At 70.0% G+C, this 22,635-nt stretch carries 22 protein-coding genes; 7 read left to right on the top strand and 15 right to left on the bottom strand.

The window, feature by feature from the left end:
* Positions 1-162 precede the first annotated feature (162 nt).
* From AB0M92_RS24885 to AB0M92_RS24900, 4 genes are all read left to right on the top strand, one after another.
* Positions 163-894: an aminoglycoside phosphotransferase family protein gene (locus AB0M92_RS24885; protein WP_366104493.1), complete on the top strand. Its 732-nt coding sequence runs from the start codon at positions 163-165 to the stop codon at positions 892-894.
* Positions 895-970: 76 nt separating this feature from the next.
* On the top strand, positions 971-1,804 hold the full coding sequence (locus AB0M92_RS24890) for a sugar nucleotide-binding protein (RefSeq protein ID WP_366104494.1): 834 nt from the start codon (positions 971-973) through the stop codon (positions 1,802-1,804).
* A 151-nt stretch (positions 1,805-1,955) separates the two neighbouring features.
* Complete coding sequence (locus AB0M92_RS24895) at positions 1,956-2,390, top strand: GFA family protein (protein WP_366104495.1); 435 nt, start codon at positions 1,956-1,958, stop codon at positions 2,388-2,390.
* A 73-nt stretch (positions 2,391-2,463) separates the two neighbouring features.
* Positions 2,464-2,982, top strand: coding sequence for a GNAT family N-acetyltransferase (locus tag AB0M92_RS24900; RefSeq protein ID WP_366104496.1), 519 nt, complete (start codon positions 2,464-2,466; stop codon positions 2,980-2,982).
* Here AB0M92_RS24900 and AB0M92_RS24905 read toward each other — a convergent pair.
* The 7 genes from AB0M92_RS24905 to AB0M92_RS24935 form a co-directional block, all read right to left on the bottom strand.
* Positions 2,971-3,756 (bottom strand): PIG-L family deacetylase, encoded by a 786-nt coding sequence (locus tag AB0M92_RS24905; RefSeq protein WP_366104497.1) that lies wholly within the window; start codon positions 3,754-3,756, stop codon positions 2,971-2,973. The two genes, AB0M92_RS24900 and AB0M92_RS24905, sit on opposite strands and share 12 nt — an antisense overlap.
* 49 nt (positions 3,757-3,805) lie before the next feature.
* Positions 3,806-4,963, bottom strand: a complete 1,158-nt coding sequence (locus tag AB0M92_RS24910) for a bifunctional class I SAM-dependent methyltransferase/NUDIX hydrolase (protein WP_366104498.1) — start codon at positions 4,961-4,963, stop codon at positions 3,806-3,808.
* Positions 4,964-4,995: 32 nt separating this feature from the next.
* Positions 4,996-5,574: a class I SAM-dependent methyltransferase gene (locus AB0M92_RS24915; RefSeq protein WP_366104499.1), complete on the bottom strand. Its 579-nt coding sequence runs from the start codon at positions 5,572-5,574 to the stop codon at positions 4,996-4,998.
* Entirely contained in the window at positions 5,571-6,869 is a 1,299-nt protein-coding gene (locus AB0M92_RS24920) for an MFS transporter (RefSeq protein WP_366104500.1), read from the bottom strand. Before AB0M92_RS24920 ends, AB0M92_RS24915 begins: the two co-directional genes overlap by 4 nt.
* Positions 6,866-7,339: an NUDIX domain-containing protein gene (locus tag AB0M92_RS24925; protein ID WP_366104501.1), complete on the bottom strand. Its 474-nt coding sequence runs from the start codon at positions 7,337-7,339 to the stop codon at positions 6,866-6,868. The genes AB0M92_RS24920 and AB0M92_RS24925 overlap by 4 nt, the downstream gene beginning before the upstream one ends.
* Positions 7,336-8,220: a phosphotransferase gene (locus AB0M92_RS24930; RefSeq protein WP_366104502.1), complete on the bottom strand. Its 885-nt coding sequence runs from the start codon at positions 8,218-8,220 to the stop codon at positions 7,336-7,338. Before AB0M92_RS24930 ends, AB0M92_RS24925 begins: the two co-directional genes overlap by 4 nt.
* A gap of 204 nt (positions 8,221-8,424) precedes the next feature.
* A complete protein-coding gene (locus AB0M92_RS24935; RefSeq protein ID WP_366104503.1) occupies positions 8,425-10,389 on the bottom strand; it encodes an ABC transporter ATP-binding protein in 1,965 nt (654 codons plus the stop codon).
* Between the two features lie 343 nt (positions 10,390-10,732).
* Here AB0M92_RS24935 and AB0M92_RS24940 point away from each other — a divergent pair, with 343 nt between their 5' ends.
* On the top strand, positions 10,733-11,293 hold the full coding sequence (locus tag AB0M92_RS24940) for an NUDIX domain-containing protein (RefSeq protein WP_366104504.1): 561 nt from the start codon (positions 10,733-10,735) through the stop codon (positions 11,291-11,293).
* A 236-nt stretch (positions 11,294-11,529) separates the two neighbouring features.
* Positions 11,530-12,057 (top strand): NUDIX domain-containing protein, encoded by a 528-nt coding sequence (locus AB0M92_RS24945; RefSeq protein ID WP_366104505.1) that lies wholly within the window; start codon positions 11,530-11,532, stop codon positions 12,055-12,057.
* Between the two features lie 181 nt (positions 12,058-12,238).
* On the opposite strand, the gene AB0M92_RS24950 is transcribed toward AB0M92_RS24945, so the two are convergent.
* Entirely contained in the window at positions 12,239-13,339 is a 1,101-nt protein-coding gene (locus AB0M92_RS24950) for a phosphotransferase (protein WP_366104506.1), read from the bottom strand.
* A 531-nt stretch (positions 13,340-13,870) separates the two neighbouring features.
* Here AB0M92_RS24950 and AB0M92_RS24955 point away from each other — a divergent pair.
* Complete coding sequence (locus AB0M92_RS24955) at positions 13,871-14,266, top strand: hypothetical protein (protein WP_366104507.1); 396 nt, start codon at positions 13,871-13,873, stop codon at positions 14,264-14,266.
* 86 nt (positions 14,267-14,352) lie between these two features.
* Here AB0M92_RS24955 and AB0M92_RS24960 read toward each other — a convergent pair whose 3' ends face one another.
* The 7 genes from AB0M92_RS24960 to AB0M92_RS24990 form a co-directional block, all read right to left on the bottom strand.
* Positions 14,353-15,354, bottom strand: coding sequence for a thioesterase domain-containing protein (locus AB0M92_RS24960; RefSeq protein ID WP_366104508.1), 1,002 nt, complete (start codon positions 15,352-15,354; stop codon positions 14,353-14,355).
* Positions 15,351-16,364 carry a beta-ketoacyl synthase N-terminal-like domain-containing protein gene (locus AB0M92_RS24965; RefSeq protein WP_366104509.1) on the bottom strand — a complete coding sequence of 338 codons (1,014 nt, stop codon included), beginning with the start codon at positions 16,362-16,364 and terminating at the stop codon, positions 15,351-15,353. The genes AB0M92_RS24960 and AB0M92_RS24965 overlap by 4 nt, the downstream gene beginning before the upstream one ends.
* Entirely contained in the window at positions 16,361-17,500 is a 1,140-nt protein-coding gene (locus tag AB0M92_RS24970; protein WP_366104510.1) for a beta-ketoacyl synthase N-terminal-like domain-containing protein, read from the bottom strand. The genes AB0M92_RS24965 and AB0M92_RS24970 overlap by 4 nt, the downstream gene beginning before the upstream one ends.
* Positions 17,497-19,281: an AMP-binding protein gene (locus AB0M92_RS24975; RefSeq protein ID WP_366104511.1), complete on the bottom strand. Its 1,785-nt coding sequence runs from the start codon at positions 19,279-19,281 to the stop codon at positions 17,497-17,499. The genes AB0M92_RS24970 and AB0M92_RS24975 overlap by 4 nt, the downstream gene beginning before the upstream one ends.
* A gap of 161 nt (positions 19,282-19,442) precedes the next feature.
* A complete protein-coding gene (locus AB0M92_RS24980) occupies positions 19,443-20,219 on the bottom strand; it encodes a nucleoside 2-deoxyribosyltransferase (protein ID WP_366104512.1) in 777 nt (258 codons plus the stop codon).
* A 91-nt stretch (positions 20,220-20,310) separates the two neighbouring features.
* Complete coding sequence (locus AB0M92_RS24985; RefSeq protein WP_366104513.1) at positions 20,311-21,030, bottom strand: uracil-DNA glycosylase family protein; 720 nt, start codon at positions 21,028-21,030, stop codon at positions 20,311-20,313.
* Positions 21,031-21,150: 120 nt separating this feature from the next.
* Positions 21,151-22,398, bottom strand: coding sequence for a methyltransferase domain-containing protein (locus tag AB0M92_RS24990; protein WP_366104514.1), 1,248 nt, complete (start codon positions 22,396-22,398; stop codon positions 21,151-21,153).
* Positions 22,399-22,635 lie beyond the last annotated feature (237 nt).

The following is a 22,635-nucleotide window of genomic DNA, read 5'->3' on the forward strand; positions in this document are numbered from 1 at the left end:
CCCGTGGGAGAGAACGGTGCAGCGTCATCCGGCTGCGTCACCGCTTCGGTGCGCGTGTCACGTGACACTGGCCCTTGTCCGTTTGCCGCTGAGCTTGACCGATGGCCTGCAAGTGCAGATTCGGCGGAACGTCCGGTGCACGAACGAGGCCAGGATGAAGCTATGGAGAACGAAGTGCCTTTGTCCGGCGGACGTATCACCCTCGGCGTGGTCAGGATCGGCCGTACCGTCCGGCGGCCGGCCACCGCGTCGGCATCGTTCGTCGCCGAACTGCTCGGTGACCTGCAGCGTGAGGGCTTCACTGGCGCTCCCCGCCACCTCGGGTTCGACGCAACCGGCCGCGAAATCCTCAGTTACCTCCCCGGCTGGGTGCCCGCCCGATTCCGGCGCTGGACCGACCCCCAGGTGGCCGCGGCCGGCGCCCTGCTCCGCTCCTTCCACAACGCCACCCGGGGCAGTCGCCTGACCGGACCGCATCCCGTGGTCTGCCACCATGACCCGGGGCCGAACAACACGGTCTTCACCGACGACATCCCAACCGCCTTCATCGACTTCGACACCGCCGCCCCCGGCGATCCCCTCGAAGACCTTGGCTACATGGCGTGGACCTGGTGCATCTCCTCCAAACCCAGCGCTCCGCCCGCCACCGTCCAGGCCGCCCAGGTGCGCGTTCTTGCCGACGCGTACGGGCTCGACGCCACCTCCCGCTCCCGCCTCGTCGATGCCGCACTCGACCGCCAGGCCCGCAACGCCAGGTGGTGGCACAGCCACCTCGCGCGCCCGTCCCCGCGCGTCGCCGACGACTCCACGATCACCGGGCGCATCCGGTGGTCCGAGCAAGAGCACGCCTACACAGCGGCCAACCGCAAGACCTTCGACACAGCCCTGCGCTGACCAAGGCTGGACGCTGACCACCCACTTCAGACGGTTACGCCCCAGGACGCACTTTGCAGTCCTAGCGTGGGGAGGCATGACGGTACTGATCGTGGGCGGCAGCGGATTCCTGGGCGTAGAGCTGGCCCGCCAGGGACGTTCAGCGGGCGTGGAGACGGCCGCCACCTTCCACTCGCACCCCGGCGAGGCCGTCGGCGCGTGGCACCGCCTCGACCTGCGCAACTCGGCGAACCTCCAAGAGGTCCTGGATGCCGTCAGCCCCACGGCGGTCATCAATGCGAGCAGCGGCGGAGCCGAGTGGGCGGTCACAGCCGAGGGAGGGATGCGCCTGGCCCAAGTTGCCGCGCAACGGGGCATCAAGTTGGTCCACGTGTCGAGCGACGCCGTGTTCTCCGGCCGCGACAACCTATACGACGAGACGTTTCTACCCGACCCAGTAACACCGTACGGGGCCGCGAAGGCAGCGGCTGAAACGGCCGTGCGGCTCCTGAGCGCGGGCGCCGTCGTCGCCCGGACCTCGCTGATCATCGGCCATGGCCGGTCCGAGCACGAACGCATGGTGCACGCCCTGGCCGCCGGCACACGCGACGGGGCCCTGTTCACGGACGATGTCCGATGCCCAGTCCACGTCGGCGACCTGGCCGCCGCACTGTGGGAGCTCACCATGTCCGATGCAGCCGGCGTCTTTCACCTCGCCGGCCCGGACGCCGTCACCCGCCACGAACTCGGCACCCTCATTGCGCAACGGGACGGCCTTAACGCATCGCTGTTGCCCACCGGGCGTCGCGCAGACAGCGGCCTCCCCGGCGGACTTTGTGTACATCTCGACAGCCGCGTCACCCAGAAGTCCCTGGCCGTGCGCCTTCGCGGAGCCCGGGAGTTCCTCCGGCACCAAAGCCCCGACCGCTGAATCCGTCCGCGCAGGGCCAGCGGGCCGGAGCCGGCTGCGCGATCTCGGCGTGCTAGGCCGCCATCCGGGAGATCGGTAGCGTCAGCAGGTTCAAAGAGGAGCTGGCACACTGACGAGCTCAACTTTGCCAACCTGCAAGGGAGATGAACTGATGAACGCCACCCCGGACCTCGTCGCTGCAGCCCAGGAGCGCTCTGGCGGTTGCCTGTGCGGAAGGATTCGCTTCGCCGTCAGGGGGGCGGCGGTCTATCCCCACACCTGCAGCTGTCCGCACTGCCAGAAGCTCGGCGGCGCGCCGCTGATGTGGTGGGCCGGCTTCGCTCCGACCGATCTCACCTGGACCGGCGAGGGCGGGGAGCCAACCTGGTTTGAGACGTTTGAAGGCGAGACCAAGCGGGGCTTCTGTCCTCACTGCGGCAGTCGAATCGCGGCGATCGACAGTGGCGTTCCAGAGCTCGGCATCAACGTCACGGCGCTGGACGACACCAGCGGCCCTGATCTCATTCCGGTCAACCAGTCCTTTCGTGGCAACGCTGTGCACTGGCTTCCACAGGTTGCAGATACTCAGAACAGCGCTGTCCGCTGAAGTACGCAAAAAGTCAAGGGACGGTCACAGGCGCCCGCGCACTCACCGCAGTTGTCGGCCCATTATCGGCTTCATGAACATGCCCACCGGCCCTGGCTCCCAGGGCGCGATACGCCTGAGGCCTTCCGTGAGTTCCGCGCCCTACGACCACCCGGACGCGCGCCGCCTGACCCAGGCACTCCACGCCGAACAGCACACGTTGTACGGCTTCGCCGACGACCCGGACGCTACCCCCGAGGCGGACTTCGACTCGCCCGCCGGCCTGTTCCTCATCGCGCGCGTCGGCGACGAGGCGGTCGGGTGCGGAGGCGTACGCCTTCTCGGCGAGCACACCGCGGAGATCAAACGCATGTATGTCTCCGGCGTCGCCCGCGGCCACGGAATCGGCCGGTACCTCCTCGAACACCTCGAGCAGCACGCGGCCAGCCGTGGAGCAACGCGGATCATGCTGGAGACCGGACGGCGCAACACCGCCGCCCTTGCCCTCTACCATCGCGCCGGTTACCTGCTCTGCCCCTCCTACGTCGCCGGGCGCGACCCGCGAGTCAACCGGGCCCTGACCAAGGTTTTCGGCGGCAGTTCACCGCGATAGCCGGAGGACCGCCCCGTCCGGCGCTGGCCTCCTGCCAAGGAGGGTGAAGTACTCCGTCGCGATGATCGACTCCCGCTCGGCTGCGGGAAGCCGGGACAGGATTCCGGGAAGGGGCCGCTCCCGCGCCGCTTCACTGCGGTGCGCCAGGATCGCGGCCAACTTCCGGTCCGTGCAGTCGCTCACGTCGACCGTCTCGGTGACGTGCTCGTCCGGCACGCTGAGCACCTTCTTGCCGACCCGGGTCAACAGCACACCCAGTTCGCCCACCCCCGAATCCGGGTGCGTCGCGGCGTACAGCACATCGGGTTGCCACGGAGCCCCGGCCTGCGGGTAGAGGTGCTCCAGGCCCGCGGCGTGGAACGCCAGCAGGGTCGCCTGGTGGGTGCGGAGGTGGTCCGGATGCCCGGTCAGCTGGCCGTAGGCGTCGTGGGTGACAACGACGCGTGGTCGTACGGCGCGGATGTGTTCGACGATCAGCCCTGCCACCTCCTCCAGCGGGGTGTCGCAGAGCCGGGGCCGGTTGGGCGCGGAGTCGGGGATGCGGGCGTCGGCGAATCCCAGCATGCGCGGCGTGCCCGCTCCCAGAATGTCCAGGGCGTCGGCGAGTTCACCGGCCCGGTGGCTGTCGGGCGCCCAGGTGGCGGTGACAACGGCGGTCGCGGCGCCTGCGGCGGCCTGCTGCGCGAGGACGCCGCCAGCCAGGAGGGACTCGTCGTCCGGATGGCCGAAGACGCCCAGCAGGGAACGCCGGGGCGCGGAAGAGAACGCTGGCACGGATAAGGCCCTTTCGTCGAACGCGGTCGCGGGCGTGGTCGGTGCCGGCCTACCGGTTGGGGGAGGCGTACGGCTGGAAGTGGGCGGGCGGGTGATCGAGCGGGAGGCCGGGGTTCCAGGCGGTCAGGCACTGGGCGCTGGGCACGAACAGCGGCTGGGGCAGCGCGGTAAGGGGCCAGAATCGCCAGGATCCGATGGCCTCTTCGCGTTGTTGGGGGGTGCCGGACCAGCGGGTGATCAGGACGGGCACCGTCAGCCGGACGACGTCGCCCACCTGGTCCAGGAGCGTGCCCAGTACCTGTACGTCGTCGGGCTCTGCCACGAGGCCGGCTTCCTCGCGGAGCTCGCGGACAGCTGCCTCGGCGAAGGTCTCGCCCGGTTCGACGGTCCCGCCGGCGAGCTCCCAGGTACGGCGCCGGTGTTGGCCGAGCAGGATGCCGTCCGGGCCGTGCACGATCACGCCGACTCCGAGGGCGGTGTTCGGCGGAGGAGGTGCGCTGGTGCGGGGGCGGCTGGGCACGCGTTCCGGACGGCGGGCCACATACAGCCGGTAGGAGACCGCGTTGTCCGCCGTCGGGGAGTCGATCGCCGTGACCGATTCCAGGGTGAGGCCGTGCTGGACCAGGAGGTCCTCCCAGAGCTGGACGCTGAGGACCCACATGTTCACCGGGTGGTCCTCGGTCGTGCCGGGTAGCCGCAGGATCTCGGGGCGCGGGGTCACCTCATTCGAGGGCCCGGCACCGCCGGAGTTGGTGTGCAGCGCGGAGAAGACCAGGCGTCCGCCCGGTTTGAGCCCGTTGGCCAGGGCGGGCACCAGCCGGCCCGGGTCCAGGTACGGCACGGAGCCGACGGAGTAGATCAGGTCGTACGGGTCGGCAGCGCGCAGGTGGGTCACCGCGTCGGCGCACACCAGGCGCAGGCCGGGGTGGTCCGGGTAGCGGGTGAGGGCGCGCTGGTGCTGGGCAGGTGAGGCATCGACGGCGGTGACCTCGGCGCCCAGGGCGGCCAGGTGCGCGGCGTGCCGGCCGAGGCCGCTGCCGAGGTCGAGGACACGGAGTCCCGCCACCTCGCCGAGGACGCTGATGCCGGGGCCGGTCTCCGGGATTCCCCAGTCCCACCGGTCCAGCTCCGGCAGCTGAAGTCCTCTGGTCAGCTGGTGAGTGCCGTAGGTGTTCCAGATGTCGAGGGTGTCCTTTTCGGTGGTCACCGAGTCCTCCAGCGGCAAGGGGTGAGTGGAAGTCAGGGGCGCAGGGCGTAGCAACGGAGCACGTCGAGGTCGGCGGCCTGGGCAGCGGACCAGCCGGCGGTGAGGATTTCGGCCTCGGCGGGGCTGATCCCGAGACCGTGGAGGGGGTCGGTGTCCTCGCGGCGTCCGGCGACCTCGGTGACCACCCAGAACGTCCCGCCCGGGACAAGGAGGTGGCGGACGCGGTTGAGAAAGGCCGCCTTGTCGTCCATCCACCGGTAGACCAGGCGGCAGGTGATGACCGCGTACGCGGGCTCCGGCAGCGCCGTGAGGTCGCTGGTGGTGATGTCGCCGCACCGCCACGCCGGTCCGTGGGCGGGGCCGTCGTCGTGGGCGGTGGCGAGTGCGACGGCGCTGGGGGAGATGTCGATGCCGGTGGTGCGGTATCCGAGCTCGTGGTGAAGGTGGCGAGCCAAGGTGCCGTCGCCGCAGCCGAGGTCGAGGGCGGGGCGGCCGCGGCCGGGGCCGAGATGTTCGGCCATCAACTGGCTTTCGGGGCTGTCGAGTTGCCGGTAGCGACGGCCGCCTGCCCAGAGCGGTTCCCAGTACGCGGCGGTCGAGGTCGTCGTCATGAGGCTCCTTCACGGGCGGGCGGCACGGCGGTGCGCGCGGGCGGGACGGGCATGTCCCGCAAGGCGCGGACTGGGGAGGCGAGCAGAAGGATCACGGGGACGATCTGGAGGACCGCTCCGACGGTGAGGGTGCCGTGGACGCCGAGGAAGAGGCCCAGGGCGCCAGCGGCTGCGGCGGCGAGGGGCCGGGCTCCGGCGGTCACCGTGGTGCTCGCGGCCTGCATGCGGCCCTGGAAGCGGGGCTCGCACAGGATCTGTCTCAGGGATCTCTGGCTCGTCCCGGATGCTGTGGCCCAGAACAGCTGAACGGCCAGCGTCCCGGCGAGCGCGATCTGCCAGCGCAGTCCGGGCCCGGCGAGCAGGAGGGGGATCTGGGCCAGCGGGCTGACCGCGAACCCGATGATGATCGTCGGCCCGATCCCGGTCCGGGAGGCGATGCACGGGGCGAGGAGCGCCCCGGCCAGGCTGCCCGCGCCGCCGACACCCATGATCACGCCGAACGCCGTCGGGGATACGTGCAGGCCGGCGAGGAGGTAGTACGCCCAGTACGTGTTCATGACCGCCAGGCCGAAGCTGAGCGTGGACAGGGCCGCGATCACCGTGCGGATCGTGGGCTGCCCGGCCACGTAGCGCAGGCCCTCACCGATGTCCCGCGCGAGGGTCCGGCGGCCCTCGGGCGGCGGTCCGGCGACCGGCTCGGGGGTGCGGATGCGCCACACGAGCAGCGCGGAGAGAAGGTAGGACAGGACGTCGGCGAGGAGCGAACGGGCCGCGCCGACGGCACCGACCAGCGCGGCGCCCGCGTTGCTGCCCGCGCTGTCGGCCACCGACGAGGCCGCGCCGAGCCTGGAGTTCGCGCGCTGCAGCAGGTGAGGCTCGACGAGGACGGGCAGGTAGCTGATGGCAGCCGCGTCGTGCACGATCTTGGTGATGCCCAGCACGACGGCCACCGCGTACAGCTGGCCGATGCCGAGCACCCCGGCGAAAGCGGCGGCCGGGACGGTCGCGAGGCCCGCGGCGGCGGTGAGGTCCGCGGCGATCATCTGGGGGCGCTTGGCGTACCGGTCCGAGAGCGCGCCAGCCGGGAGCGCCACGACGGCGTTCGGCAGTTGGCCGAGGAAGGCGAGCGCGGCGATCTGGGCTGTGGAGGCGTGGAGTTCCAGTACGGCCAGGGTGGGGAGGGCGACGGTGCTGACCGCGGATCCGGACAGGCTCGCGCACTCGCTGGCGACCAAGCGGCGCAGATCCGGAGAGGTGACCTTCGCGGCCTTGGCCGTCTGGGTGGAGGTCGTCACCCGGCCTCACCGCCCAGCAGTTCCGGGGCGATCACGTTGGCGTAGAGCCGGCCGGTGGAGAAGTGGGTCAGGACTGCGTGGGTGAAGGGGTGGCAGTCGGGCGGCGGAGCGGCCGGGTCGACCCACACCAGCTCGGTGTGGGTGCCCGGCTCGCGGTTGTACGGGGTGCCCTCCCACTCCCGCACGGTGAAGGCGGCGCCGATCACCCGCTCACCGTCCGCCGCGTGGAAGTGGAGCAGCTGGCACAACCGCAGGCGGTCCGGGCTGATGTGGATGCCGACTTCCTCGGCGAGCTCGCGCGCCGCTCCCTCGTCGAGAAACTCGCCATCCTCGAGGCGTCCTCCGACGACCGTGAGCATCCCGGGGGAGTGCCACGATGTTGCCTGGTGCCGGACGGTCAGGATCCGGCCGTCGGCGGGACGCTGGAGCAGGACCATGACGTTCCCGATACTCCGGTGGACAGCGCTCACGGACGGCCCTCCCTCATGAGCCGGTCCATGGTCCGCCGGCCCCGGGCGGTGACCTCGGCGTCGCCGTTGTCCGGGCCCCAGGCCAGGCAGTTGACCGCGTCCAGCGCGGTCAGGCAGCGCAGCGCGTGTCGCTCGGCGTCGGGCAGCTCCCGACCGTAGGAACGGAGGAACGCCTTCTCGCGGTCCGGATGGTCGGCCCACTGGGTGGTGGCGAGGATGACGAGGTCCTGGACGCGGGCAGCCGGCCGGGCCCGTTCGAAGTCGACGAGGGCGAGCCCGTGCGCGGAGACCAGCCAGTTCCTCGGCTGGTTGTCGCCATGGATGTAGCCGACGGGCACCGGGCCGACGCGGCGAAGACGGGCAGCGTGGTCACGGATCAGCTGCTGCTCGTCCTGGTTGAGCCGGTCCCCGGCGCGAGCCAGGTACTTCTCCGCTCCGTCAGCGGCGGCGTCCAGAGAGGCTTCGGCCTCCAAGCGGTCGCCGCGGTTGAGTTCACCCGCTTCGTGGAGCCGGGCGCAGAGCGCCCCGGCCTGCTGGTGCACGGTCCGCCACCCGGCGACGTCCAGGCCGAGTTCCTTCGCCGGGGCGCCGGGGACCGCGGTGAGCAGCAGGGCGAGGTCCTGGGCCCGGCTGTCGATGAGGTGGGGCGCCCGGGTGTGCCCGAGTGCGGGGACGATGTGACGGTATGCCCGGCTCTCCCGGGTGAAGAACTTCACCGAGGGCGAGACCTTCAGGTAGTGGTGAACCCCGCGTTCGCCCTCCAGGTCCCACACTCGGGAGCGGTCCCAGTCGTGCGAGGCGTCGCGGACGGACACGACGGGGCCGACCTGCTGTTCCGCCCAGTGCTGCAGGGCCGCGGGTAGCGGCTTCGTCGGGCTCATCCGGCAGTCCTCGCATCCTGGCGCGGGACGGCGGAGCAGCAGGGCACACCGCCATCAGGTTCGGTGCGGTCGGAGAACACGGTTCCTCCTGGAGGTCTGTCGCGTCGGTCGTCGGGGTGCCGGGTCGGCCGGCCAGGCCGGCGGGTCGGCCGACTCCGGCCGTTGCCGGACGGCCGGAGTCGGCTCAGGGCTGCGGGGCGGGGCTCAGGTCGGATCGGGTGCGCTGCCGGTGCGCTGCTCCAGTTCCCACAGGGTCCGGAAGAGCCCGGGTTCGCGGGTGAGCTGCGCGTACGTGCCTTCCTGGACGAGGCGGCCCTGGTCGAGGACGACGATCCGGTCGGCCACCGCGACGTTGGCGAGCCGGTGCGTGATCAGAAGGATGGCGCGGTCCTTGGCCAGGTCCCGCAGGCCGGTAAAGACGTGGTGCTCGGCTCGGGCATCGAGGGCGGCCGTGGGCTCATCCATCACCAGCAGCTCGGCCTTCCGGTGAAATGCCCTGGTCAGGATGACGCGTTGCCACTGCCCGCCGGACAGCTGGTGGCCGCCGAACCATTCGCTGGTCAGGAGGGTGTCAAGGCCGGAACGCAGGGCCGGCAGCATGTCCGCGGCGCCGGACGCCTCGCAGGCCGCCATGAGTGCGGCGTCGCTGGTGTCGCCCTGCCCCAGGGTGACGTTGTCGCGCAGCGTCAGCGGCAGGTAGGTGAACCGCTGCGGTGCCACCGCTACGTGCTTCCACGCCTCCCACGGCTCCAGCCGCGCGGTGGTCGTGTGGTCCCAGGCCACTTCCCCGGAGGTCGGCAGCAGCAGCCCGCAGATCAGCCGGGACAGCGTCGTCTTCCCCGACCCGTTCTCCCCGACCAGCGCCACGATCTCCCCACGCCGTACCTTCAGCGACACCCCGGCCAGGCTGTCCTTGTCCGCGCCGTCGTACCGGTAGGTGACATCGCGGACCTCAAACCGCTCCGGCGGCGCCGGCAGCACCTCGGAGCCGCGCGAGGCCACCATCGCCTGCCCGTGCGCGTTGTCGATGAAGTTCTGCCAGTCCTGCACATACCAGCCGGTGCGCACCAGCCGGGCCCCCCCGTTGATGATGCCGCGTACGGAGCCGGTCGCCGTCTGCAGGGCGAAGACCGCGCCGCCGCCGGCCGCCAGGTCCATCCGGCCGGAGACCAGCAGCCACAGCAGCGTCGCCCAGACCGCCGCCGAGGCGATACCGCCGGCCGCCGCACCGGCCAGGCCCATCCATGCCCCGGTGTTCGCGGCCTCGCGCTCGGAGACGTTGACGGAGGCGGCCAGCCGCCGGTAGCGGCCGAGGAGGAACGGCCCGGCGAGGCAGGCCCGCATCTCCTCGCTGGACTCCATGTAGGACATGTGCCAGCGCAGCTTGTGCAGCATCCGCCGGCGCCCCGACGTCTCCAGGCTCGCGAGGTACACCACGCGGGCCGCACGCACGTAAGCGGCGGCCTGCGGCAGGCACGCCAGGAGAAGCAGAGGCAGGAGAATCGGGTGGATCACGGTAAGGACGGTCGCGCCGGCGGCGAGGGTCGCCGTGGCGGCCAGCACGTCCTGGGCTTCTTCCACGAGGTCGGGAGTGACCTGCGCGCCGCGGTCGGCGATGTCGTACTGGTCGTTGTACCCCGGCTTGTTGTTCGCCGCGGCCTCGGCGCCGAGAGCCGCCTCGACCATGCTGACTTCCGCGGCCCGGGCGAGGACCGGCCGCAGACGCCCGGTCAGCCAGGTCACCGTGACCCCCAGCAGGGCGCGCAGCCCGGCAGCCACCGCGATGACGGCCAACTGCGGAGCCGCCTCCCGCAGCCGCTCGGTGATGTCGCCGGAGGCGATCAGCGCGGTGAGGGTCCCGGTCACGGCGAACAGGCCAAGGGCGGCCAGCACGCCGGTGCCGATCTGGCACGCGAGCAGGCCGGCCGTCGCGCCCCGGTCCACCTGCCACGCCATCCGCAACGACCGGCGCACCAGCACGGGCAGGCGCCGAGCCATCGTGGTCGTGGTCATCTGCGCGCCGGCTTGGAGCCGGGACTCGTCCCGGTACTGGAACTCCTCCTCCTGCGCCGCGCTCCCGCTGTCCGGTGGAGTCCCCTCCGCTTCGTCCGCGCTCGGCTGTGCGGCTGTGCTGCCCGAGGTCAAGTCGATCCCCCTGTCGGTCGTCACGGCTGGTTCGCGAGGCTCAACGACACAGCCCGGATATCGAACACACGTTTTTCGGTCGGTCCTGAAGTCCCGGGATAGAGCGTTCGACGAACCGTGGAAACTGCACCGACCCAGCTCTCGCAACGGCAGTGCCACAAAGGGCGGTTGGCCGAATCGCCGAGGTTCCCAGGAGCCACACACCAGCGGGCGCGTTGGTGGGTATGGGACTCGTCGGACTTGTAGAGTGCGGGGCTTCCGGTACGCCACGACCCTTGTGGAGCTGACTGTGTACGTGCTTGGTGGCCGCCCTCGAGCAGCCCGTCCCGGCGGAACCCTCTTCGGGCCGAGCGGAGGGCGATGACCTGTGGCGATCACTGATTCCGACATCGCGGAAGTGCTCACCGCCTACCTTGAGCGCTACCCGCAAGAGGCCGGACAACTGGCCGAGCCTCTGCGACTCCTGGCCGAACACCGGGGGGTCGCCTCGCGGCGGACCTTCCCGATGCACGTCACCGCCGGCGCGCTGTTGGTCCGGGACCACGCCGAGGTCCTCCTGATCGAACACCTCGCGTACGGGATCACTTTGCAGCCAGGCGGCCATCTGGAGCCGACCGATACGACGCTGGTCGGCGCGGCGCTGCGCGAGCTGTCCGAGGAGACCGGCGTCGACCCCGGACAGGTCGCCCTCGTCTCTGCGCACCCTGCCTATGTCGAGTTCGGCCCGGTGCCGGCCAGGCCCGCCAAGGGCGAGCCGGACCACTACCACCTGGATTTCGGCTATGTCTTCACGACGGCCGACGCCGAGGTCGGGCGTATCCAGGAGTCCGAGGTGACCGGCGCCGCCTGGTACCCACTCGATGTGGCGGAGCGCCTCGTCGGGCCCCGGATCGCTCGGGCGGTCACCACATCGACCGGAATCAGGTAACCCCTGCACCACCGGAAGCTCTCGCGGCGGCCAGCTAACGGGCAGGGAGCATCCCGTCGTAGAAAACACTGGAGCGGGCGCGATCGGCGTCACGCCTCCTCCGGGAGCTCGGCGACGATCACGAGCCAACTCGTCACCGTGACGTCGTCTGGCTTGTTCTCGGCGGTGGCCTCGGCGAGGATCGCCATCTTCTGCTCGTAGCCACCTGACGCCCAGCACTCACCGGGAACGAGACCATGAAGACCTGCGACAACACCTCGGTCGGCATCGTCATCACCGATCACCAAGGCCGCTGCCTGATGTTCGACCGGGCCACCTTCCCACCCGGCACGGCACCTGCCGCCGGCCATATCGACGACCACGGGACCGCCGAGGACGCGGCCCGCACCGAGGTCGAGGAAGAGCTCGGCCTCACCGTCACCGGCCTCACCCACGTCACCGGCGGCTGGCGGAACAACCCATGCCGCCGCCTTCCCGGCACGCGCAGCACCGGTCACCGCCACGAATGGACCGTCTACCGTGCCACCGTCACCGGCGACCTCACCCCAAGCGCCCACGAGACGAAGAACGTCCGCTGGATCGCTCCCGATGCTCTGCAGGAGCTGGCAGACCGGACGGTCGCCTACGCCCGGGGACACATCACCGACGCCGAGTTCGAGGCCGCGCCCGGCATCGAGCCAGTGTGGATGCAGTGGCTCGCCGACATCGCCGCGATCCACATCAGCCCCGACGACCTGCTCCGGGTGGACCAGCTCACCCGATGATCGGAGCACGGCCTCCTGACCTACCGCGGCCGCCGCCCGGCTCCATGCCGAGCTCGACGCGCCGACTCTGCGCCATCGGCCGGCCCTCAAGCGCCCTGCTGCTACCGCGGGCCCAGACAACCGAGTTCGCTGCCCAGGGTTGCGGCCTGTGTGAGGTGCGCCGGCCACGGGGGTCATGAACTCAGCAAAGAGCGTCACGCAGGGCCTCCTCCATGACAGGGAGCCGGTCCAGCAGCATCAGAGCTGCCTCGTGCCGCACCCGCCCGTATGCCTCCGTAGCAGCGTCGAGGATGTGTGGTCGTTCCACTGGTACCGACAGCGGAAAGGCCGAGCAGAGCATGGCTGCACAGCCGACACGAAGCGAGGACACGAGGTCGTCTCTGGACGCCTTCGGGTTGGCATCCCGGTAGGCCAGGGTGAGATCGGTGTATCCGGTGAGCCAGCTCTCCGCACTGTTGTCCAGCACGCTCTTGGGGTCGCAGCCAAGACGCGCGATCTCCCAAGCGAGATACCCGGGTGTGGGCGGTCCGAAGTCCACGATCGCGGACACCTCGTCGTTCTTGAACAGAACGTTGGGGCCGGCCATGTCGCCGTGCAGGACCTGGACGGTCAGCTGCGGAAGCGAATCGAGGGCGCGCTCGACGTCCCCCAAGATGGTTTGTCGCTCACCCGCTGCCTGCAGCGCCCATGCCTCGAACTCCCCGAGCTCGGGTCTCTGCTGGTACGCACGGATCAGGCGCTCGAAGCGGTCTCGGGAGGCGACCACGTCGCACACCGCGGCACCGGGTTCCAGGGTGGGTGCGGCGGCGGGGTGAGTGGCGAGCCGGGCGTGGAGTCGGCCCATCGCGGTGCCGACGGCTGCCCACCGCGCGCCCGTCAGGCCGCCTTCGGCGCTCGCGGTGTGCGGCGCGTAGGACCACAGGGACATCGGCAGCCGGCCGTTGGTCTCGATGAGTTCGTGCTCGCGCGTGCGGTTTGCCCGCGCGGTCGCGACACCTCCGTCGGCGCAGTATTCGGACAGTTCGATCGATGCCCGCTCCAGATCGAGGTGGTCCCGAGTGCGGTAGACCTTGGCGAAGTGCCGTCGGCCCGCCTGGTCCACGACCAAGTAGTTGTCCGTCGCGGTGCCTTCCGGGATGCGCGTGATGTCTGCAGGGTGCAGCCCGTACGCGAGCACCAGCGTCGCGGCGATCGCCGTGATCTGCTCCTTCTCCGCGGTGCGGCCGGGTGGGGAAGGCGCGGCGAGAGGCTTGGAGGCGGGCTGCTGAGATGCGGTGGACATGGTCTCCTCGTCGAAGCGCGCAGCGATAGCGGTCAGATGATGGGCAAGCGTTAGGTGGTCGGGGCGATCCGGCGGCGGGCACGGACCGTGGCCGCCAGGAGATCAGCGGGCCGCGGCGGGCCGCGCCTGGGCCGCAAGGTCGCCGACGAACAACGCTTCGTCAACGCGGTCATCTGATTGCGGCTCCCTCGTTCGGGTTGTCGCAGTACCGGAGCCCCGGCCCGGCATCGCCACCAGGCGTCGGCAGGAGACCGGCCGACCACACCGACACCGCGGCCCGCAGCCGCGTGAATCGGCTGATAGAGGCGATGAACGCAGTAACCGACACCGGCTCTTCGGGCCGAGGACCACCAGTTCGGCATCGCACAGGCGGGGCGCAGGGCCAACCGGCGGGCGCCGCGCCGGGTAGGGATGCCCGTCGCATAAAGTGCGAGCGCACGGGTGTCTACGTCGTTCACCAAAAGATGATCTTGGGCGCCTTCGTTCTCGTTTCCGCGGGCATCCCTCGGGCCGCACCACCAGGAGGAATCAGTGTCATCTCCGCAAGTGATCACCCCCGAGGAGCAACTCGCCGAAGCGAAGAGGCAGCTGGGTTTCCCAGGTATTGTCGCGATTTGCGGCTCCATGCGTTTCATGGCTGAAATGGCCGAGGAGGAGCTGCGGGAGACCACCGCTCGGCCCGGAAAGATTGTCTTTAAGCCGGTTGGCGAAGAGAAATCGCCGAACGGGCTTTTGTCCGATCCTGTCGAGGGTGAGGCGCTGAAGGTTCGACTCGACGATCTGCATCGGTGGAGGATCATGCTCGCTGATGAGGTGCTCGTTGTCGGCGATTACATCGGAGACAGCACCCGAGGCGAGATCGCCTATGCCCGGTCGCTGGACAAGCCCGTGCGGTTCACGCACCCCGAGGTCGACCCCGACGCCTGACCCGAGGACGCGCCCCGCACCCCTGGCCGGCACCTCGCTGGAATTGATCGTCTGACAGTCCCGTGGCAATGCGAATGCGAGCGGGCTCAAGGAGCTGCGGAACGCATCGAGGTCATGATGGCTGCGGCGATGCGCTGCTGGTGGTTCATCAGGTAGAAGTGGCCGCCGTCGTACCTCTCGAGTCCGCGGAAGTCCGTCGTGAGCCTTTGCCAGGCGCCGAGCCGGTCCTCGCCGATCAGCTTGTCGTGCAGGCCCGTGAATGCCGTGAGCGGTACGGGCAGCGGCTCGGGGCTGCGGGGCGGAGTCCAGGTGTCCACGAGTGTGAAGTCGCTGCGGAACACCGGGGCGAACTTGCGCCAGACGTCGTCGTTGTCGAGGAGCTGCGGTGGGCTGCCGCCGCCGCTCCGCAGCCAGGCGCGCAGTTCGTCGTCGGCCATCAGGTGAGGGCTGCTGTCGGTGGCGGCGTCGCCTCGCGGGGCGCCGTAGGCAGAGACCCCCAGCCAGGTGGGGAGCGGTCCCTTCTCGTGGAGGAGCCGGCGGGTGAGCTGGTAGGCGATCAGTGCGCCCATGCTGTGGCCGAAGAACCCGAAGGGCCCGTCGAGCAACGGCGCGATGGCGGCGTGGAAGTAGTCGACCAGCCGGTCGCAGTCGTCGATCAGCGGCAGGGCCTGCAGGGTGCCACGGCCGGGGGCCTCCAGGAGGCACAGTTCCCAGTCCTCGGGGAAGTGGTCCGCCCAGCCCCGGTAGAGCAGGTGTGAGCCGCCGGCGTGGTGGAGCAGGAACAGGCGCACCGCTGGGTCGCTCACCGGTCTGGGACGGATGAGCGGGGAAGTCGGGGGCTCGGGGGGCAGCTGCGAGGTGAGGAAGGCGTGCAGCTCGGCGAGGGTGGTGGCGCCACTGGCGGCCACGGCGTTCTCCGGGACGCCGAAGGCGCTCTCCACGCGGGTGGAGATCTCCAGCATCAGCAGCGAGTCGATATCGAGCTCGTGGGCGAAGTGCGCCTCATCGGTGACCTCTTCGGGCTCGGCCTCCAGTACGCCGGCTATCAAGGCGCGGAGCTCCTCGATGGTCACGCTCGTCGTGGTCATGGGTGTTGTCCTCGTTCCTGCGCGAATAGGCGAAGGGCCGGCGGCGGGGTCAAAAGCAGGGCGGCCGTCGCATCGTGGCGAGGGCCTCCGGCCGTGGCCAGAACGTTGCCGGTGGCGCCGCCCTCCAGGAAGGCGGCAGCGGCAGCGCACTGCAGGACGCCGAGCACCCCAGACAGCGGGCCCAGCTGGGATTGCAGGTCGATTCGGCGCCGGGCTGCGAGCAGATGGCTCGCCCCGGCCCCGGCGGCTCCCGCCTCGTCCGCGAGCCACAGTCCGACGGGCCCCTCCTCTGTTGCCCCGGCGCCGACCAGCGCCGCGGCAAGGTTCCGGGCCCGTGCGTAGCCGGTGATCGCGGCGCGGGGCCGTGCGCCGCGGGAAGCGGCCGCCTCCGCGGGTTCCAGTACGACCGCGACCGCCGCGTCGGTGGACTGCTGGCCGAGGACCTTCGTCACCACGTCGCCTGCGGGTTCGACGCCGACGACGACGGCTGCTTCAGCGCGCCCGGCGATGATGAGGTTCCGGGCCCAGGCCACGGCGTCCAACCCGCTCGTTACGCCGTTGCAGACGGTGAGGTTGGGGCCCCGCAGCCGGTAGCGGATGGCCACCCAGCCGGCGATGACGTTGCTTGAGGTCTGGGGCAGGCCCAGGGGGCTGAGACCCATGACGCCTGCCGTGGCGATGGTGTCGATGGCTTCGCAGACGCTGTCCGCGTTGCCAAGGTTGGTGCTGACCACGACGGCGGTCGAGCCGGTGAACGTGTCGTCGGCGTCGGTCAGGCCGGCGTCGTGGAGGGCGAACTCGGCCGCGCGCAGGGCGAGCCGGGACGCGCGGTCCTTGTGGCGCAGCTCGCGTCCGATCAGTCCGGTGGCCGGGTCGAAGCCGCCCTCGCCCGGCAGCGGTCCGAGGAGGTCGCCGTACGTCGAGACGCCGGGCAGCGCCAGGCCGATGCCCGTGACGACGACCTCCCGGGCGTTCGGGTTCCTCGTGTGCGTGGTGCTCGTCCCGTTCATCGGGCTGCCTCCACAATCGCGACGGCGTTGATCCCTCCGAAGCCGAATGCGTCGACCTGAGCGATGGCCAGGTCACCGGCGGCGGCTGGGCTGCCCTGCACCAGGCGCAGCCCGGCGGCCTCGGGGATCGGATCGGCCAGGCCCAGGATCGGGGGGATCGTCCCGTTCTTCATGGCGAGCACCGCCATGACGAGGCTGAGCAGTCCCGAGCCGCCCAGGGTGTGTCCGGTCATCGCCTTGATGGCGGTCATCCGCGGACCCGCACCCGCGCCCTGGAATATCTGGCGAAGGACGCTCGCCTCCGTCGTGTCGTTGCGGGGGGTGCCGCTGCCGTGCAGCATCACCAGGTCGATGTCGCTCGCCCGCACCCCTGATCTGCGGTGGGCGTCCAGCATCGCGCGGGTGATGCCGTCGGGGTCGGGCGCGGTGGCGTGGTGGGCGTCGCAGCCCATGGACACACCGCGGACCCGGGCCTGCACGGGCCCGGCTCCGGTACCGGCGCGCTGGACGACGACGGCCGCCGCGCCCTCCCCCATCAGCATGCCCTTGTGCGTGACGTCGAAGGGGCGCAGCGCGTCGGGGAGGTCGTTCTGCACCCGGTCGAGCGTGCCGAAGCCGCCCTCGGTAGCGGCGTCGGTGCCCGCGACGACGACCGTGTCGGCCAGGCCGCCCTCGATCATGTCGGTGGCCATGCCGAGCGCGTACAGCGACGCGGAGCAGGCGTTGGCGAAGGTGTACGTGGTGGACGCCCCGAAGGCCGCCTTCAGCGCGGTGCCGAAGTGCAGCTCCTCAAGGGCGACGTCCGCGCCGTCGCGCCACCACAGTTCGAGGCTGCGCTGCTCGCGCATGGTCGTCCCGACCAGCACGGGCACCTGGGCCAGGTCCTCGCCGAGGCCCGCGTCGTCGGCCGCTTGGCGCACGACGGTGGTCAGCCAGCGGGTGGCACGCCGCGGCAGGTCGCCGCCGCCCTTGGGCCGGTCGTCGATCTCGTAGGCGTACGCCGCCCGGTACTTGTCCGGGTCGAACGCCATCAGGGGGCTGCGGCTCTCCCGACCCGCGCACAGCGCGGCGAAGATCTCCCCGGGGGTGGCGCCGACGTTGGCGACGGCCGCCATGCCCGTGATGTCCCAGGTCACGATCGGGCTGCCGCCTTCCTCAGCTCGAAGGCGGCCACCTTGCCGGTCGACGTGGTCGGGAGCTCGTCGAGGAACTCCAGACGTGCGGGGCGCTTGAAGGCGGCGAGCCCGCCACGGATCGCGGCGGTCACCGCGCGCCGTACCACGGCCTCGTCGGATCCTGGCCGGGCCACCAGGTACGCCACGGCCTGCTCCAGACCGTCGGCGTCGCGGCCACCGACCACCACGCAGTCCTGGACCCCGTCGACACCGCGGACGACGCTCTCGATCTCACTCGGCACGACCTTGTAGCCGCCCAGGTTGAGCACGTCATCGGCGCGGCACAGATGGGTGAACGTACCGTCCGGCGCACGGCGCACCACGTCGCCGGTGTAGGCGCCGTCGTCAGCGAAGGTGACCGCCGCGGCCTCCGGCCGGCCGATGTAGCCCAGGGCCACGGTCGGACCGGCGATGTGCAGCCTGCCCTGCTCTCCGTCGGCGACGGGCGTGCCGTCGGCCGCGCGGACAGTCGCGGTGATTCCGGGCACCGGGACCCCGAAGGTGCCCGACCGTCCCTCCTTCGGCGGGGTGCCGACGACGATGTAGAGGACCTCGGTCGCGCCGAGGCCGTTGAGCAACTGGGCCTGGAAGGCGGCGCGAATCCGCTCGCCGAGCGGACCGGGCAGGTTCTCGCCCGCCGCCACGCACAGCCGCACCGACTCGACGCATTCGGAGGCGAGCGCCGCCCCGGAGGCGTTGAGCAGCGCCGCGTACAGCCGCGGGACGGAGAACAGCACGGTGGGCCGGTGGTGCTGCAGCGCGGCGGCAAGGGAGTGGACGTCGACGGTGCCGCTGATGAGCGCGACGCGGGCGCCGGCTGCCAGGGGACACAGGACGGAGCTGCCGAAGCCGTAGCCGAAGGACATGCGGGCGCTGGACAGCACGGTGTCATCGGGCGTCAGTGCCAGGACCGTGCCGATGCCGTCGGCCATGGCCGCGATCGCGCCCGCCGAGTGCCGCACCCCTTTGGGCATGCCAGTGCTGCCGGAGGTGTACTGCACGAGCGCCTCGCTCCCCGCACTCCAGGCGGCCTGCGGCCCGGCCGCCTCGGGGTGGTACGCGGGGCCGGCCGAGACAGGCGCCAGGCCGGCGCGGACGTCGGCGCCGGTGAAGCTGGTGGTCGTGGTGAACAGCGCCTCCAGGGCGCGCTGGCGCGCGGGAGCCGCGTCCAGGTGCACCATCGCGGCGGAGCAGTCGGCCGCGATGTAGCGGACTTCGTCGTCCGTGAGCACCGGGCTGATCACCACGGGGATGCAGGCGTGCCACCACAGGCCGAGGACGGCGACCACGGTCGCCGCCGAGTCGTCGGCGACCAGAAGGCCGCGGGCGCCCTTCGGTACGCCGGCTGCTTGGAGGGCGCCCGCGTACCCCCGGGCTGCCTCCAGGAGGCCGGCGTAGGTGATCTCCCCGGCCTGGGGGTCAAGGTAGCTGGCCCGGTCGCCCCGGCCGGCGCAGACATGGCGCGCCACCAGGCGGTCGATCAGGTCGATCCCCCGGAGGTTCCTCACCCGCTCGCCGAGCACGGCCACCGCGGCATCCAGGCTGGTGAAGGCTGCCGCTTCCTGCGCGGACAGGGTTCCGACCTCACGCTCGACCGCGACGACGACCTCGGTCTTCTCCAGGGAGCTCATGCCGAGTTCCTCGTAGAACTGGGCACCAGGCTCGATGGCTTCCTTGTCCACCTCAAGTACAGACGCCACGATCTCTCGCAGCCTGTCGCGCGCTATGTCGCTGAGTTCCACCGACGGGAGTCCTTTCCGTATCTTCGTAGCCGAGAAGCGGGGTCGGGCTGGGCAGAGAGAATGAGCAGGCGACCTGTTTCCGGGGACTGCACCGTTCACCGCGACACGATCCGGGTGAGGATTCGGGAAGGGTGGGTGCGGCGGTCCTCAGCGGGTCGGGCTCAGGCGCCCAGGCCCACCTCACAGGGGAAGGACACCGACATGCCCTGGGGCTCCTCGGTGAAGATGACCCTCTTGCCGAGCGCGGACATGAAGCCGAGCTCGAAGACAGTGCCGCTTCCGACGCGACCGCCCGGGTTGCACACGACGACGGCGTCGGCCTGCCGAAACGCGTCCATGTGCACGTACTTGTGCCGCCAGGTGTCGCGCGGGTTCTTCAGCAGGTCCTGGTAGTCGAAGAGGATGAAGTCGGTGCCTTCGGTCTCCGGCTTGATCCGGGTGCTGCGGGGGCTGAGCACCTCGGTGCCGGTTTCGCGCAGCCGGGCTATGGTGCCCTCGATGTCCCCCAGCGACTGCTGGAAGCTGCCGCAGACGACTGCCGTCCGGAACTCGCGCCGGGCCAGGCCGTCCAGCATGTCGGTCGAACCGCCGGCGGCCAGAGCCGTGTCCAGGTAGAACCGCTCCAGCCCGGGCTCCACGATGTTGAAGTACAGGCCCGTGTCGACGTAGACGCTGTTGACCAGCGCTGCCGCTTCCGGCTGCGGGAGTTGCTGGAAGACCCCGGTGGCGTGCACGCGCGTGGTCTTGTTGTCGATGGCCTCGGCGTACTCCTTGAGCCCGGCGCAGAACTCGCCGACGCGCTCCGCCAGCGCCTCGCCGGCGAGGCCGGCTCCGAACGGAAGCCGTTCCCTCGTGAGCAGCTGCAGCTCGCCGCCCCGGGAGCGGTGGACGCTGACGTGTTCCGGGCCGAAGTGGACCAGGATCCTGCCGTCTGACACCACGGTGGTGTTCTCCTTCTTCTCGATCCGTCGTATTGGGAGCCCTCAGCCGGGAGCCGGCCGGGGAAGATGCCCGCGGAGGGCGCCGCTGCTAATCGCCTTCTCCGCGCAAGGCTCTGAGGTACTTCTCGGCGAATTCTTCTCTTCTGCCGTTGTTGTATTGCGTGATGAACCGCGGGTGCTCCAACGGCACGATCTTCTTAAAGTACCCCTGCTCGTCGTTTAGCGCCGAGAGGAATGTGAAATTTCCGGTGCTGCCGATGCAATAGCACACCGAGGTATCGGTCCCGAATTCCAACTGGCGCTCCAGGGCGTCCACAAGGAAGGCGCGCAGGGACTCCACCAGCTTCTTGCTCTCGTAGTAGTTGTAGTTGACCTCCCGTCCTTGGGGGTTCGTTTTCACCAGGCCGAGCGGGCACACGAAGCTCATGACGAAGTCGGCGTAGAACTGCGTCCGGCCCCCGTACCGCGCGATGACGTCGTGCAGGAACCCGGCGGAGGGCCGGCTCACCGCATAGCCGTCGCTGACGTCGACTCCCGTGTCGCTTTCCAAGAGCTTCGCGTCTTCGAACGGGACCCCGGTCACGGCCGTGCCCCGCCGGGCGGGCGAGCTGCCCAGGACCAGCCGGCGGGGCCTGTCGTCGTCGTAGTACCTGCGGTAGAACGCGGTCGTCACCTCGCGGACGCGCCCCTTCTGCGGGCCGCTGAAAGGGTTGACGACCCTGAACCCGGGGGGAAGTTCGAGCGTCGTGCCCGCGAGTCCCTCGTTGAACTGCAGGATGCGATCGCCAACCGTCGTTCGCCCGTTCATTGCAGAAGCCCTTCCTTCACGCTGTCCTCCAGGCCGTCCGGCCGCCCACGCCGTCCGCCGTCCTTCCCGCAGAATCGACGGGACGTCGGCGACCGGGGCCGACCGGGCGGGGTGGAGGCGTTAGACGGTGACCGCCGAAAGGTAGATCTCGGTACTTGTTGGGAGCATTCGAACATCTTTGAATCCAGCGCTCTCAAGCTCCGCGCTGATCAGATTGGCTGTGTCCATCCCGCGATAGAGGTCGACGAATTCGGTTCCGGGAATGATGAGTCCCGGCACGACGCAGCCTCGCTGAGTATACAGAAAACCGTTGGCCACGGAGACGATAATCACCGCGCCGGGCTTCAGTACTCTGTGCGCTTCGCGGGCCGCTGCGGACGTGTCGAAGAATGACGAGTTGTACGTCCTCAAGGAGACATACAGATCGAAAGTGTCGTCCGGCAATGCGGACAGATCCTCGGCGCTGGAGACGACGGTTCTCGAACGGGGAATGCGTCCGCTTATGTTTGCGAGGCCGCTTTCCGCGATATCGGCGAAGGTGATTCGCGGGCAGTCGGAGAACAGGACCGTTGCCTCGTGGCCGGCGCCGACGCCGACGTTGAGGACGTTGACGTCGGAAAGGGGCCTTGTGGACGTCCTCCTATACACCGCCATGAAGTCGTCCGCCCACCCCGCGTTGGCGGTGCGGGCGTCGACCGCGTAGTCGTAGGTGCCGTACTTCGTGTCGAACGCGGCGGCCAGTGCATCGCCCACGGCGCCATCCGCCTCCTTGTACTCCGTTCCGTATCTTTGGGAGATGAGAGAGGCAAGCGCCGTCCTCCCTCGGTGCGCGTTGACGTCGTCCTTGGTCAGCGTGAACCCCATGGACACCAGCGTGGCGGTGACGGCTTCGCTGATGCGGTGGGTGGAGTAGTGGGGGTTGCACTCGATGCTCTGCCGGCTCGCCGCGTAGAGGGCTCGGTTCTGGTCCAGGATCTGGCGCTGGAGTTCGTCGGGGAAGCGCAGCATGCGGCCTCGCTCGGTGACGGGATCGCCGCTGAGGTAGCTCGTCAGCGTGGGGTCCGGCAGACCGATGTACACCCTGGCGATCCGCAAGTCGTTCAGGACCTCGGCCAGTTCGAAGGATCCGGCCTCCGACAGGGTGTTGATCGTCAGATAGGCGCTGTGCGCGCTGGTTAGTCCGATTTCTTGGACCTTGCGTCGCAGGAGGCGGGACCAGGACGCGCCGTGCACTTCGCCCTCGAAGGCGGAGCAGATCAACCGGCCGTGTTCGGAGACGAGCGCAACGCCGACTCGCCGACCTGGGTAGGGCGCCCTTTGTGCGACGCGGATGGCGTAGTTCATCCAGGAGGTGCCGTTCGGACTCATGTGTGCCTCTGTCCCTCAGCGGTGCTGCGCCTCCGGTTGGTCTGCAGAACCAAGCGGGTGATCACCTTCACGGGGCATCCTTCGTGGTGACGCGGATCGTGAACTTCGGATGAGGTCGCCGTGGCAACGGCTGAGGGCCGACGAGCACGGAGGTTCGCTGGGGCCGCTGCCTAGCACCATTGGGCTTCAACCGGGCAGGATGAGGCGACCGTGAGGAGCGCTCACTCACGATCGTCA

The sequence above is a fragment of the Streptomyces sp. NPDC051582 genome (assembly GCF_040681715.1).
GTDB lineage: Bacteria > Actinomycetota > Actinomycetes > Streptomycetales > Streptomycetaceae > Streptomyces.